9 protein-coding genes are annotated in these 13,798 nt (G+C 61.6%); all 9 read right to left on the minus strand.

What is annotated here, in order from left to right:
* A partial coding sequence (locus tag H5U38_08880) for an efflux RND transporter permease subunit (GenBank protein MBC7187133.1) occupies positions 1-810 on the minus strand: 810 nt, incomplete at its 3' end.
* A gap of 30 nt (positions 811-840) precedes the next feature.
* Positions 841-1,890: an efflux RND transporter periplasmic adaptor subunit gene (locus H5U38_08885; GenBank protein MBC7187134.1), complete on the minus strand. Its 1,050-nt coding sequence runs from the start codon at positions 1,888-1,890 to the stop codon at positions 841-843.
* 42 nt (positions 1,891-1,932) lie between these two features.
* Positions 1,933-3,435 (minus strand): TolC family protein, encoded by a 1,503-nt coding sequence (locus H5U38_08890; protein ID MBC7187135.1) that lies wholly within the window; start codon positions 3,433-3,435, stop codon positions 1,933-1,935.
* Positions 3,436-3,482: 47 nt separating this feature from the next.
* Entirely contained in the window at positions 3,483-6,860 is a 3,378-nt protein-coding gene (locus tag H5U38_08895) for a hypothetical protein (GenBank protein ID MBC7187136.1), read from the minus strand.
* A gap of 39 nt (positions 6,861-6,899) precedes the next feature.
* Entirely contained in the window at positions 6,900-7,811 is a 912-nt protein-coding gene (locus tag H5U38_08900) for an ABC transporter ATP-binding protein (protein ID MBC7187137.1), read from the minus strand.
* Between the two features lie 703 nt (positions 7,812-8,514).
* A complete protein-coding gene (locus H5U38_08905; protein ID MBC7187138.1) occupies positions 8,515-9,378 on the minus strand; it encodes a hypothetical protein in 864 nt (287 codons plus the stop codon).
* An 82-nt stretch (positions 9,379-9,460) separates the two neighbouring features.
* Entirely contained in the window at positions 9,461-10,687 is a 1,227-nt protein-coding gene (locus H5U38_08910; GenBank protein ID MBC7187139.1) for an aldo/keto reductase, read from the minus strand.
* Between the two features lie 36 nt (positions 10,688-10,723).
* A complete protein-coding gene (locus H5U38_08915; protein ID MBC7187140.1) occupies positions 10,724-12,898 on the minus strand; it encodes a TonB-dependent receptor in 2,175 nt (724 codons plus the stop codon).
* Positions 12,899-12,917: 19 nt separating this feature from the next.
* Positions 12,918-13,793: a hypothetical protein gene (locus H5U38_08920; GenBank protein ID MBC7187141.1), complete on the minus strand. Its 876-nt coding sequence runs from the start codon at positions 13,791-13,793 to the stop codon at positions 12,918-12,920.
* Between the last annotated feature and the right edge of the window lie 5 nt (positions 13,794-13,798).

Here is a 13,798-nt window from a genome sequence, read left to right on the forward strand (position 1 = left end):
ATCGCGCAGCATCACGGGCACTCGGGCGGTGCTGCCTGTGCTCGTCGCCTCTGCCAGGGTCGGCTGTCGATAGGTGAGCACCGTGTTGCCAATGTCTTCCAGGGATTGGAACGCGCCCACGCCCTTGATGACGTATTGCCGCCCCATCTCTACGATCGAACCGCCGGAGACATTGCGGTTGTAAAGGTTCAGACGGCTTGTCACTGCATCGGGGGTGAGGCCGTAAGCCTCCAGGAGGTAGGGGTCGGTCTCCAACACCACCTCCTTCTCCTCCTGCCCAGAGATTTCCACCTCGGCCACCCCCTCCAAACGGATGAGCTCGTTGCGGATATAGTTCTCCGCCACCTTGCGCAGCTCGTCCATGTCCTCCACCTGGGGGTGCGACAGGGCAATGAGCATGATGGGCGCGGCATTCGGATCGTGCTGCGTGATGGTGAGCTGGTCGATGGCGGCATTCTGACCGAAACTGGTGAGGCTCTTCTGCAGGTCGAGAAACGCCTCGTCCATGTCCGTGCCCCAGGCATATTCCACCGTAATCTGGGCCGAGCCCACACGACACACGGAGGACACCTCGACCACATGGCGCTGGCGAATGGCCAGCGATTCGATGCCGTCCACGAACTGCTTCTCGATCTCCTCTGGCGGGCGTTCTCCTGCCTTCAGCTCTACATAGATGCGCGGATTGTTCAGGTCAGGAAAGAGATCGACCCCCAACTTGCCAAAGGAGATGTACCCCAACAAGAGAATGGCCAGGACCAGCATCAAGACCGTGATGGGGTAGTCGACGGAGAATTGCGTCAGCTTTCTCATTGCTCTGCTTTCTCGTTGCGGCCAGAGCCCTTAGCGGACAATCTTGACTCGGGAGCGGTTTTGCAAAGTCTCGAAGCCTTTGACCACCAGCCGCTCGTTCACGCGCAGTCCCTGCACGACCTCCACCTCGTTGGGGTTTTCCAGGCCCGTGGCAATCACCCGCTCCTGGGCGGCGCCGCGTTCTACTACGAAGACGGTCTTGCCCTGGCGCTTGGCGAGAATCACGTCCTTGGGCACGACAATGGCCGAGTCGTTGCGCGCCACCACGATTTCCGCCTTCACAAACATCCCCGGGCGCAGGAGCCACTGCGGATTGTCGATGAGCAGCGCCGCCTTGAAGGTGCGCGTGCTGGCATCGATGGCCGGCGACACCTGCGAGACCTTCCCGTACAGGGTATCCTTGGGCATGGTGTAGTTCATCACCCGCACCGGCTGGTTAACCTGAACGCGGCCCAAGTCCACGCCTGGCAGGTTCGCTTCCATGTAGAGCTGGCTGTAGTTCATAATCCTGACCATCGGCTGGTTGGCAGCCACCCGCACGCCAGGCGTGTAGTAAGGCAGTTCGACAATAACCCCATCAAAGGGGGCCACTACCTTGAGTTTTGCCAGTTGCAGCAGGGCGTTCTCGTAGGCGTATTTTGCCTCAACGTAGGCGCGCTCCGCGTTCTTCAGCTCGCGCAAGGTCACGCCACCCTTCTCGTACAGCGACTGCTGCTTCTCATATTCCCGCTTGGAGATGTCCAAGTTCAGTTCCTGCGACTCGATCTTGATGCTTGTCTCCAGCTCCGGGTTGTCCAGATGGATAATCTCCTGCCCTTTGCTGACCCGATCGCCCAGGGCAAAGGGCCTCCCGGTCTGCGGGTTGGTCAGCAGGCGGTAGTAGCCGGCGGTCTCGGAGTTCAGCAGCGCCTCTTTGATGGCGCTTACCGTGCCGGTAGTGACGATGAACTCCTCAATCGGCCGCAAAGTAATCTCTTCCACCGACACCGGCACGGCAATGTCCGTCTCGCCGCCGGTATCTCGCCCGCCACATCCCACCAGTAGCAGCAGGCCCAACATCAGCAACAATCTTGTCTTCACCTCTTGCTCCTTCATCCACTCCGACCTTCGGGTAGCCACCTGTTACGAGCGCAACCTGAGCAGCTCCTGGGGCACCACCGATTCGTTCCGCTCAAAGTCCCATAGGGACTGGATTTTCATGTTCAACAACTCGATCTTGTAGCTGATCAGGGCATCCACCAGCGAGAGTTTCTTTTGCGACAGCTGATTCTGGTAGAGCTGCAGGTCCATGCTGGTCAGGTCGCCGTTCTTGTACCGCTCCAGGTTGATGTCGTAGGTGAGCTGTGCGTTGCGCACATTCTGGCGCGCGATCTCGATCTGGCTTTCCAGGTTCTGCAGGTTGCGGTAGACCTGCCGGATAGCGATGATGATGTTGTTCCGTTCTTCCTCCAAAGAGAGCTCACGCGTCTTCACCACCGCTTCGGCAGATTTGATGCGCGACTTCTTCTCCCCCCAGTCCCACAAGGGGATTTCCAGGGAAAGGGAGAAGCGCTGGTTCTTGGTCGGCACCTCATAGACGTTGGCCAGCCGCTCGTCGGTGCCGATCACGCCGTAGGAAACGGTGACATCGCCACGGAACTCATTGGTAGCCGAGGCCTGGATGAGATCGAACTGCGAGGTCTCGATGTCGATGCGCGCCTGGCGCAGCTCCATGCGCCACTGCAGGCCGTGATCCAGGGCCTTCTGCAGGTCCACCTGCACCGGCTGATGGGTAATGTCCGCCTGCACGGCGATCTCCTCAAACAGCGACATGCCGATCAACTGCTTGAAATTGTCCAGCGAGTTCTCCAGCGCCACCTGCTTGTTCTGCACGTTCGACTTGCTCGTCGACAGGTTCAGTTCGGCCTGGTAGAGCTCCTCGAGGGCAGAAAGCCCGGCGTCGACCTTGTTCTTGATGATCTGGTAGCTCTGTTCCTGATTGGCCAGCTCCTCGCGGGCGATCTCCAAGCTCATCTTGTTCCTGTAGACATCAAAGAAGGCCTGCGCCACGCTCCGCTCCAAGGCCAGCTTGCGAATGGCGTAACTGAGTGCCGCATCCTCCAGGTCGAGCTCCAACCGGCGCAGGGCGATCTCCGTGCGATTGTAGGTGAAAATGGGCTGCTGCAGGCTGAGGTAGAGGTTGTTGCTGAACGTCTTGCTGCGCGTGTGCTGGAACTCGCTGTAGGCATCCTGCCAGGCGAAGCGATTGATCAGCGCCAGCGTCCCGTCAGTCCACTTTATGGGCTGCGAGATGGTGAACGTGCCCGAGGAGGTCTTGGTCTCGTTGGTGTTCCAGCGGGAAAAGAACGAGTTGAACACGCGCTCGTTGCGGTAGTCTGCCGGCGTGATCGACAGACTGAACTGCGATTTGAGTGCCGCCTTCTGCGCATTGAGCGATTCGCTGCTGCGCTGCAGGTTCAACTGCGAGCGCTGGATGTCCGGGCTCTTCTGCATGGCGATTTCCAGCGCCTCCTGCAGCGTCAACACCCGCTGGGCGAGGGCTGCCTGGCTAAGAGCACCCAACACCAGCACTGCAGCAAGGCACCACATCCCCCGAGACGAATAACGCGAGCTCTTCACCTGCATCTTTCTCTCCACCGCATGAGACCGACTCGTACCTGCGCTCCCACGTGTCATTCCTTGACCCACTTGACGGCGTCGGCAAAGATGACGCGCGCGTCGCTCTTGTTGGTCAACTCCACCTTGGCGCTGTCGCCTGAGAGGTAGTAGCGGCCAAGGAAGTTCCACCCTTCCTCCGCCTCGCCCCGGTCGAAGACCACTTCATCCACACCGTCGTCATGGTGGATGCGGAAGTGGTACTGTCCGCGATCGCGGGGGCGTTCGCCTGGCCGGCCACCGCCCCCAGGGCCAGCTCGGAACCGCATAAAGCCCGGCATGGCACCGCCGCTGTAGTAGTAGACACCGTAGTAGCCTGGGGCAGGCAAATGGGTCGTCCAGGCCACCACTTTGTCACCGCCGCCCGGCTTGGTAAAGTAAGCCGAGCGCACATACTGGCCGTAGAAGTCGGCCTGCACGGTTGCCTTCCACTCCGAGGGGAGGCGCCAGAACTGCATGGCCACGTAGCGTTCCTGGTTGTTGGCAGAGCCTGCGCCGAGCAGACGCCGCAGCGGGCTCCCGGCGGCACTTCCCGTGACACGACACCCCGGATCCTCATTGTCCACCACCAGCTCGCCGGGATTGGCCAGGGCGACCGGTTCACTGACGATGCGCTCCCCTTCGAACGGCACCGCCTTCTTGTTCTCCTGAAACTCATCAAACGGCCTGCTGATGACCGAGGGCAGGTTGCGCGACGTCAAGGTGTTGATGGTCACCATGCGCGGCTGGTCGTCCAGCACAATGCCGACCTCTTTGGTCTGATTGCCCCCCAGCACGATGGTGCGCTGCACCTCGTTCGCTTGTCCGAAGCCCGGCGGCCCAAAGCCGAATCCCGGGCCCCCTCCGGCGACACGGAACGTGAGCACCAGCAGCCCTTGAGCCGGCTCGAGATTGGAGACCTTGAACCGCACCTGATAGCGTGTCCGCTCGCCGTCCAGCACCTTGTACCCTTCGATGTTGCTCAGCAGGAAGCCTGGGAGCTGCCGGCTGGTGGACCACTCCGCCAGCAGGCTCGTCAGGTCCACGCCAAAGCGGTCGCGCAGCTCGGCCACCAATTCCTGGGCATCGACTGCCTTGAACCGCTTGGCCGCAAGCCATTGGCGCAGGAACTCATTGAACCGCTCCGTGCCAATGTGGTGTTGCAGATAGGTAAAGAGAAAGGTCCCTTTCAGCTTGATGGCATCGGCGACAAGATCCTGGTAACGCGCGTCGGCAAGGAGCTCCTCGAGGCTCTTCTCCTGCAGGGCCTGGTTGACCTTCTCTTCCTGCGTCAAACCGGAGAAGAAGCGGAACGGCGGCGCGAAGCCGGTCTCTGCCCGCGCGCGCAAAAACGATTCCATGGCCAAATTGAGGAACGGCCACTGCGATGAGCGCACCGCGGTGGCAAAGGCATAGTAGTTGGGGAAGACGTTGTAGCCCGCAGTATTGAAGGGGTCGCCGCCCCTGCCGATGCGAATCATGGACATGCCGGAGACCAGCGTGGTGCCCACAAACTGGCGGAACAGGCGCGTCTGCGTCTCCTTGGGGGTGCTGATCTGGTTGGTGCGCTGCGCCCGCCAGCGCTCGCGCCGCATGGCCTCGCGAAAATCCGCTGCCGGCAGGAACACACCCTTTTCCGGCAAGAAGACCATTTGCGGCTGCACGGTCTCCTGCGCTCCTCCCCAAGCGCGGGGGTAAGCATAGAACTGCACCGGCGCTTCCACCAGGAAGAGGCGACGGTAGGGGTACTTCATGTCCACCCGCACCTCATAGTCCTGCTTGATCTCTCGAATCAGGGCGGCCAACGTGTCGCTTACCTCGGTGAAGTAGGAACGGAAGTAGTCGTGACGAGGCCACGTGTAGAGCGCATAGTGGACCGAGTCGACCGTAATGCTCCGCTGCTCGTACGGCCCGATGACCAGCGACATGCTGGGCAGCGGCACCTCCGGCCGGAACACGAATGTGCCCGGCGCTACGCTGGTCACTTCCCCCTGCGAGACAGCCTGCAGGCCTGGAGAGGTGCTGACCTGCAGCGTAAATCGGGCAAAGTCGGGCGCGACCACCGCCGGCTGCTGGGGGGTGTAGGTGACCCCCGGTCGCGGATACCAGAGCGCTTCCGGTGTGAGCAGCACAAACTGCTTGGTCACCAGCGCGTGCCGCTTGTCGATGTTGAAGAGTGCCACGCGGTACAGCGCTTCCCGCTTGGCATTGTCCACATCCAGGTAGCAGGCCACTTCGTCGATGGTCCCGCTGTAGGCGACGCGCAGCGAGTCCACCCCTCCCGGCTGCAGGGCTTCGGGCAGTGTCAGTTCCAGCAAGTGGCGCCGGCGGTTGACAGCCACCGGTCGTCCGCCTTGTTCCACCCCCTCAACCTGCAAACCAGGGTTCAACGCCAACACCAGGCGGGAGAGCGGCTGCGAGGTCTCGTTGCGCAATGCCATCGTGGCTTCGCCCTGCAGCCGGTCACCCCTGTGGTCCACCGCCAGGCGCATGCTCACCAAGCTCGGGCGCGGCAGACTGGCCAGCGAGGTATTCAACTCCACCATCTCTTTGCGCTGCGCCCGAGCAGCGAAAAAGGCGCGGACATGCACCACGCCCAATGCCACGCCCGCGACGAAGAACAGCACAGCCAAAACTGCCGCCAGGCGCATCATCGCCATCGATTGCGGGAGGCGCCGCAGAAGGAGTACCGTGGCAGCGATGAAGGAGATGCCCAGACAGAAATAGATGCCGCGGTGGATCAGCACCTTGCCAATGTTCCCAAACCCGACAAAGTCCGAATACATGAGCGGCACATTGAAGCTCATGTAGTCGAAAAGCTGATGAGCCTTGCCCCCCAGCACAAAGAGCGTCAAGCCGATGTAGCCAAGCAGTACGACAAAGGTCACCGCCTGGTTGCGGATGAGGGACATAAGCAGGAATGCCAGACCGAACACATAGAAAAGGGTCGGCAGGCTGATGAGCAGCGTGTACAGAAGGTACGGTTTCAGGCCGAAGGGCAGGTCGCTAAAGGCCGCGTGGAACACCCCCGCCACCAAAAGGACCATCACGTTCAGGCCCAAAAAGACCAAGAATATGCCCAAGGTCTTGCCGAACACATAGTCGCCGTTGGTCATCGAGCGCATGTAGACCACTTCGGTGGTGTCCAGCTTCTTGTCGCGCTTCAAAAAGTCGGAGGCCAGGAAGACGGCGATCACCGCCTGCACCACATTGAGCAGCGAGAGGTTCATGTAGGGCACCGATGCAGGGAGACCGCGGAAGATCCACGGCGAATTGCCCACATTGGTCAGCAAGAGCAGGTTCAGGACAAAGAGGCCGATCACCGCCAGCCCGGCGAAGATGCGGAAAAACCAGCTCCGCAGCAACGTCTTTATCTCAAACCGGGCCACTGTCCAGATATTGTGTATGGATAACATCCTCTTCACCTCGCTATGCAATGGATGACGACGTCATTCCTACTTCTCGGCTAACTCCTTTTCGTCCAGCGATGCTCCCAACTTGAACTCCATGAAGTAGACGTAAGCGTGCTCCAAGTTTGGGTCGATGGGCTTGCCGGGATAGGTGTCCAGGCTCTCGGCCACCACTTCCACCTCCCAACCCGATTCAGCGGGGATGGTCGCAATGACCGGATAGCGTTCTTTGATCGCCTCCAACTCCGAGTCCGCCGCCTTGATGCGCCAGACGTGGTCCTTGGCCTGCTCAATCAGGGCGTCCGGAGCCCCTTCGAAGACCACGTGCCCGTCATTGAGCAGCGCCATTTTGCGGCAGGTACTGGAGATGTCGCCGACGATGTGCGTGGATAGGATAATGATGATATCGCGCCGCGTCATGTCCGAAAGGAGGTTGCGGAAGCGAATGCGCTCTTCGGGATCCAACCCGGTGGTGGGCTCGTCGACGATGACCACCTTGGGGTCGCCGATGAGCGCCTGGGCAATGCCCAAGCGTCGCTTCATGCCGCCGGAGAGCTTGTTCGCCTGCCGATCACGAACCTCGTACAGTCCAACCTGCTCCAACATGTTGGCCACAGCCTTTTTCCGCGCGCGGCTGTCTTTTAGGCCGGAGAGGGCGGCGATGTAGTCTAAGAACTCCCAGGTGGTGAGGCGCGAGAAGAGCCGAAAATCCTGGGGCAGGTAGCCGAGCATGGTGCGGATGGCGCGGCGGTCTTTTTGCAGGTCCAGGCCGTTGAACTTGACTACCCCTGCGCTGGGCTTCATGAGGGTGGCCAGAATGCGCATGAGCGTGGTCTTGCCGGCGCCGTTGGGGCCGAGCAGGCCAAACATGCCACTTTCGATGCGCAGGTTAATGTCCTCGATCGCCTTTTTTCCACCTTCGTAGACTTTGGTCAGGCCTTCAATTGTGATGACCATACATTCCCTCTGATAGAACGGCTCCGCTCAGCAAAACTGGACAGCACTCATGCTCTTTACGGAATTCGGACGCAAGAGTTCCCGCCGCCGTGTGTAAGCCGGCGGCAGCTGTTCACGGCCTTTGAACACGCAAGAAGGCGAAAACTTGCAGGGCTGGTGTCGCCTGGGCGGCGGGGAAGAAGTTTCCAACCTGGCAGACTCCGGGCTAACGCCGGCAAAGCTGAGACATCCCCACCATTTGAGGTCAAAGCGTGAACAATGGGAATCAGGCTGCGCGAATGAGTCGCGCCCCTTCCCTTGAGACTTCCCCACGCAGCAGAATCGAAGATGCCTCGCTGGTCATGAGCGCATGCGTGAGCCGCACGACCGGCCGGCGAAGGGGGCCAGGGCTGCCGGCAAAAAATGCGCTTCCTCGACCAGTTAGCGGGTCAATTACAGGTATAGCCTGAGTGTAAATGGGACCGATTTGGGCGAGAACATAACTTGCGACAGCGGCAAATCGCGGTCTCAACGGCAGGCCGGCCGGCCAGGATGGGCCTGCCGATGTTCCTGGCGACCACACGCAGCTCCGCCTACCGGCCTGCAGGCTGCTGTCACACCCCGGGTCACCCACATCGGCATGTCGTACCCTCAGCACGCGCCACAGCTATTTTGCCTGCGGCTCCTCAGCGCCCAGGTGGGAGCTATTGGTCTGGCCTCGTGTTCACTTGACTTGCTTGATCGCTTGGCACTCCGCCAGCCGGGCTAACAACCGCTCCACCAGCACCTTGCCCGCTTCCGGGTCCATGACGCCAATGGCGCCCCCCAGCAGACCGCGCAAGGCAAAGACCATCGTCCAGCGGTCGTCGCCCATGCAGGTGACCTGCACGTCGCGCACCTGCGCGGTCAGCACTTTCTGCCCCTGCGAGCGGGCAAAGTGCACCAGGCGCTGCACCGCCTGCCCGGCCGAGTCGGTCGGCATCAAGAAGAGCTGACACCCCACTGCCCCGTGCTGGTAGTCAACGCGGTAGGCATCGCGCAAAAACGCCTGCCCCAGAAAGTGGCGCGGAATGTAGCGCTCGCTGTGGGGCACGCGCTGCTCCTCCGGAAAGCAACTGAACAGCGCCGGCTGGGAGAACTCCCCTGGGATGCGTTGCGCAATGCGCTGGGCCGCCCTGGTGAGCACCTGCGGCACGTCTTCCGCCACGTCAAACGAAGTGAGCTTGACGTAGAAAGGCCCCTTCCAGAAGTTGAGGGTGTTCTCGCTCAAACGCCCCTGCACGCCCACCGCCACGATGCTGTCCTCTGGGGAGCGCTCCGCCGCATAGATGCCGAAACCGCCCAGCGGCGTGGCCATGCGGTAGACCTCCACGGTTAGCGAGCGAGCGCTATCGGCAGTCATGTACTCGGCCGCCACCACCGCCTGGAAGCCGTACTCCAAGTACAGGTCAGCGGCCCCGTCGATGTACTCCCACAAGTTGTCGGGCCCAAAGAATTGCAGCGGCTGGCTGCGCTCCCAGCCGGGCAGGTCGTCGGCAGTGGGCAACAACCCAACCAGGACTTCGCGCTGCGCACTTCCTTGCGCCATGCAGCCTCCGGCGAGCACAAGGACAGCCAGTGCTGCAAACAGCCCCCGCGATAAATGGCGCACACCTCTCATCGTGCACACCTCACACTTCCTGCATTGAGAATTCGGACCCACCTGCGAAGGCGAGCAGGCCCTGAATCCGTTCACCGATCGGGATGCCGTGCCGGCAGGAGGCGACGCACCGCTCGCAGTCCCGACAAGGCGCGAGTCCCCGCTGGTCGGCAAACTCCCTTAGGGCCTGGTGCGCCTGCCGGCTATTGCCATAGGCAAAGGCGTACATGGAGGCGCGCATGGCTGTGGGAATCTCCACTTGCTGCGGACACGATGCCACGCACGAGCAACAGCCCTGGCAGTAGAACGACCCTGGGCTTGCGGCCGAAAGCTGCAGGTCCTTCTCTTCCTCCTCACTCAGTTTGAGGTTGGCCATCACGCCCCAATCAAGCTCGAGTTGCTCGAACGTCGTGACCCCGGGGATAGTGGTGCACACGTTTTCGTCGTTGAGCACCCACTTGAGGGCCGCCGCATGGTTCACGCTCTGCCGTTGGTTCATGCGGGCGCCCGCCTGCGTCTTCATGGCCACTATACCGACGCCCTTCTCCGCCGCGTACTTGATGGCTGCGCGCACCTCAGCGCGATGACCCTGGAGGTAGTTGTAGGCGGTGAGCACCACGTCCCACACGCCGCTATCCGCTGCCGCGCGAATCACCTCCGGCTCGTTGGCGTGCGTGGAAATCCCCACAAAGCGCGCCAGGCCTTTCTTCTTGGCGCCCTCGAAGATCTTGAGGAGAGGCTCATAGCTGACCATGCCCGCCGTCTGGCAGCTGTGCAAGTAGAGGATGTCCACGTAGTCGCTCTGCAGCCTCTTCAGGCTGATGCCCAGCATGCGGTCAAAATTCTCCTGCGTGGCGCCCGGAGAGGGGCCGCGATCGGCAGTGAGAAAGTTCCCCTCGCGGTCACGGGCAAACCAGAGCTTGGTGCCGATGACCACGCTTTCACGGCACTTGCGCTCGGCCACAACGGTGCCAATAACCTCCTCGCTCTTGCCGCCCATGTAGCCGTGGGCCGTGTCCAAGTGGCGCACGCCCAGGTCCAGCGCCTTGCGCAGCAGGTCTGGGCTGTCGGAGTTCATCACCCCAAAGCTGACGATGGGCAGACGAATACCGGTCTTGCCCAGCGGGCGGTAGATCACCTTCGTTGCGGAGGGCTGCTGCATGCCTAACGAGCGCATGAATGGCCACGCCGTCCCCAGCGCCAGTCCGCCCAACGCTGCGTTGGCCATAAATTCCCGCCTGGTTAGGTTTCGTCTCATCTTCTCCTCCAATGCAGTTGCCGCGTATTTCCTTTCTCAGAAGCCACCTTGCAGACCAACGAAAAAGGTGCGCATGGGCATAAGGTTGCTTTCCATGGGCGCATAGTTGTACTGCAGCAGGTTGTTCACCCCTGCGCGCAATACGACTTTGCCCAGCTCCACACCAAAACGGAGGTCCACGAACTTCATCGGCACCCGCTCGTTGATGGGGTAGACCTTGACTTTGTCGATCTTGCTCGCGTAGCGGTAGTCGATTTCGCCTTGCAGCCGGCCCACGCGCAGATCGGCTCTCACCGTGCTGAGCACTTTGGGCCGGTAGGTGAGCGACTCATTCCACTTGACGTCGCGCGGGTCCATGGCGGTGGTGCTGAGGTGCAGTCCAGCGGTCCATCTGCGGTGCAGGAGGCGAAACGGCACGCTGGCGTTGGTGGTGGCCTCCACCCCGCAGACCCTGGCACGCGTCACGTTGCGAAACTGGATCTGCCCGCGAATCAGATCCAAGTGCGCCTCGATCATGTCCCAGTACTCGTTGTCAAAAAACGAGACGTCCACATTCCAGTCGCGCGTGAGGTATTGGCGGAAGCCGAGGTCATAGGCCCACGAGCGCTCGGCGCGGATACCGGGATTGGCCTTGATCTTGAAGTTCATCACCGTTAGCTCGAGGTAGCGCTCCACGATAGTTGCCGCGCGGAAGCCGCTCCCTACCGAAGCGCGCAGGCTGGTGTTCGCCCAGGGCTGCCAGTTCACGCCAAGGCGAGGGCTGAACAGGTCCTCCTTCAGCCCGCCGATGATCTGGTAGCGATCGTAGCGCAGGCCACCGGTTAGACGGAGGTTGTCGCGCACCCGCCACTCATCCTGCACATAGGGGCCCACGAAAAAGCCCCGATGGCTGCCAAAGTACTTAGTGCTGCCCGCGTCGTGCTGGTACTGCACGCCGCCGGTAATAGTGTGGCGGTCGTGCGGCAGCCAATCTGCCTGGAGCTCGAATCCCTGTCCCCACGCCGGATTGAAATTGGCCTCCGGGCCGAACTGATTGCCCATGAGCGTGCGCACCAACGAGCCTCGCACATGCACCGCCACCCGCGCGGAAAAGGGGACCACCACTTTGGCGTAACAGGCCAGCTGGTTGGTTGCCGCCCGATTGCCCAGGTTCGCCTCGTCCACCTCGTAGGGGTCGTTCTGCCCTTTCCACTGGACGAAAAAACCACGCTTGATGTAGCTGTAGGCCGCGTAGAGTGTCCACCGTACGTTGTTGCGAAAGCGATAGTCGGCGCGACCGGTGAGGTTGTATTTTTGAAAGTCGCCCAGTTGCGTGTAGCCGGTGGACATGAAGCGCCCTGCCGAAAGCCTGAGGCCCAGCGGCCCAAAGCTCCGGCTGTAGCTCACGTCTTCGCGCGTGTAGTGCAGCCGGTCGGGGTCGGTCCAGCGCCACTCATCGTAGTAGGGCCGATCGTATTTGCCTGCGGTCCACGAAAAGAGTAGTTGCCCAGCGGGCGAGGGCGACTTGGTGATGACGTTGACCACCCCACCTAAGGCCGAGGCGCCCCAAAGCGTGGAGCCGGCCCCCTTCAGGACTTCGATCTGCTCGATGTCCAAGGGCGGCAACATGTCCCAGTTGAACTGCCCGGTATCGCTGGCGTAGACCGGAACCCCGTCCAGCAGGAGCAGGACCTTGTTGCCTGCGCCAAAGGTGTAGCCGGTGGAGCCGCGGATGTTGATTTGCTCGCCGATAAAATTGACCCCGGGCGCCGTCTCCAATGCCTCGATGAGATTGGTGGCGCTGCGCCGCTGGATGTCGCGCGCGCTCACCACGGAAATGGACACCGCGGCCTGATCGAGCTGCTGCTGCGCCTTGCCAGCCACCACGACTATGGGGTCGAACTCAATGGTGGCAGGCTGCAGGGAAAAGGTGAGGCGCGTCTCCTGCCCGTCGACCACCTTCACCCCTTCGCGGGTCACCGCTCGGTAGCCGATCATCGAGGCGCGCACGGCATAAGTGCCAGGTGGCAAGTGAGCCACAACAAAGTGCCCCTCGCGGTCGGCGCTGGCCCCCCTGGTAGTGCCCAACACCTGCACATTGGCGCCAGGTAGCGGCTTGCCGCTCTCGCTGTCCATCACCGTGCCAGCCATGCTCCCCACCCCGGCATGGCCAACACGCACGGCGGCCAAGGCTACACCACACACGAGAAGCAAGCTGTAGAGCGCGCGCATCTCTCTCCCTCTCCCGAACCTACGGCTTGGCCTTGGCCCAGTCAACAAAGATATCCACCCCCTTCTTCGTCTCACCGGCCTTGATGCTCAGCTTTCCCGGCTCACCTGGGGCGCTCGGGTCTTCGTAGATGCCGAGCACGCGATAGTCGGTCAGGCTGGCCCGCTCCGGCAGCCAGAAGACAGCCACGTACTCCACCGTCCCATGCCGCACCGGGAGCACGTAATGGTAGGCGTTCTTCTGGGCATCGAACTTCTCGGATTCTGGGCCTACGGAAAAGTCGATGGACTTGAGCAGAGTCAGGTACTCGACATTCACCTCAGGCTTGCGCACATAGGCGGCAACCGCCGTGGCCAGCGTGTTGCCAGGGAAGGGCCCGTTGAAATAGAGAGTCCCCTCGATGCTCGCGTCGCGGTCCACCCGACTCCAGTTGGCACGCAGGTCGATTTCAAAGACCGGCTCCTCCTTGGTGATGTCGAATCCCAAGGGCAGCAGGTTGTTGGTGGCATCCAGGGGCAGGGCAAGGACATCAGCGAGATTTGACTTGGTCTCGGTGTTGTACCACCACAGGCTGATGGCCTCGTAATGGCCGTAAGGGAGACCCATCTCCGCCATCACCGTGTCGCGCACGGCATCCCATTTGAAGGGGAGGCTATTGGGGCTGTGGTAGAGCTCATTGATGGCGCGCGGCGGAAACTTGGGGGCCACAACCAAGTAGATGCCCTGCGTGTTCTTGGGCGGGGGTCCACCGTAGAACAGCACCCTTGCCCGCACCATGCCCGGCAACGGGGCGATGCCGTGCTCAACCTCACAGGAGAGCGCAGCCAGCAGGGCAGCCACGCCGATGACGGCGCTGGCGAGCACAACGCCCCTGACTGCACCACGGGGGATAGTCATGCCTC

This window comes from Calditrichota bacterium (assembly GCA_014359355.1).
In the GTDB taxonomy this organism is placed as follows: domain Bacteria; phylum Zhuqueibacterota; class Zhuqueibacteria; order JANLFK01; family Oleimicrobiaceae; genus Oleimicrobium.

What these genes read in the sequence shown, in the direction of transcription:
- H5U38_08920 (MBC7187141.1), bottom strand. Translation starts at nt 13,793, where the DNA reads ATGACTATCCCCCGTGGTGCAGTCAGGGGCGTTGTGCTCGCCAGCGCC.
- H5U38_08910 (MBC7187139.1), bottom strand. Translation starts at nt 10,687, where the DNA reads ATGAGACGAAACCTAACCAGGCGGGAATTTATGGCCAACGCAGCGTTG.
- H5U38_08895 (MBC7187136.1), bottom strand. Translation starts at nt 6,860, where the DNA reads ATGTTATCCATACACAATATCTGGACAGTGGCCCGGTTTGAGATAAAG.
- H5U38_08915 (MBC7187140.1), bottom strand. Translation starts at nt 12,898, where the DNA reads ATGCGCGCGCTCTACAGCTTGCTTCTCGTGTGTGGTGTAGCCTTGGCC.
- H5U38_08890 (MBC7187135.1), bottom strand. Translation starts at nt 3,435, where the DNA reads ATGCAGGTGAAGAGCTCGCGTTATTCGTCTCGGGGGATGTGGTGCCTT.
- H5U38_08905 (MBC7187138.1), bottom strand. Translation starts at nt 9,378, where the DNA reads ATGGCGCAAGGAAGTGCGCAGCGCGAAGTCCTGGTTGGGTTGTTGCCC.
- H5U38_08900 (MBC7187137.1), bottom strand. Translation starts at nt 7,811, where the DNA reads ATGGTCATCACAATTGAAGGCCTGACCAAAGTCTACGAAGGTGGAAAA.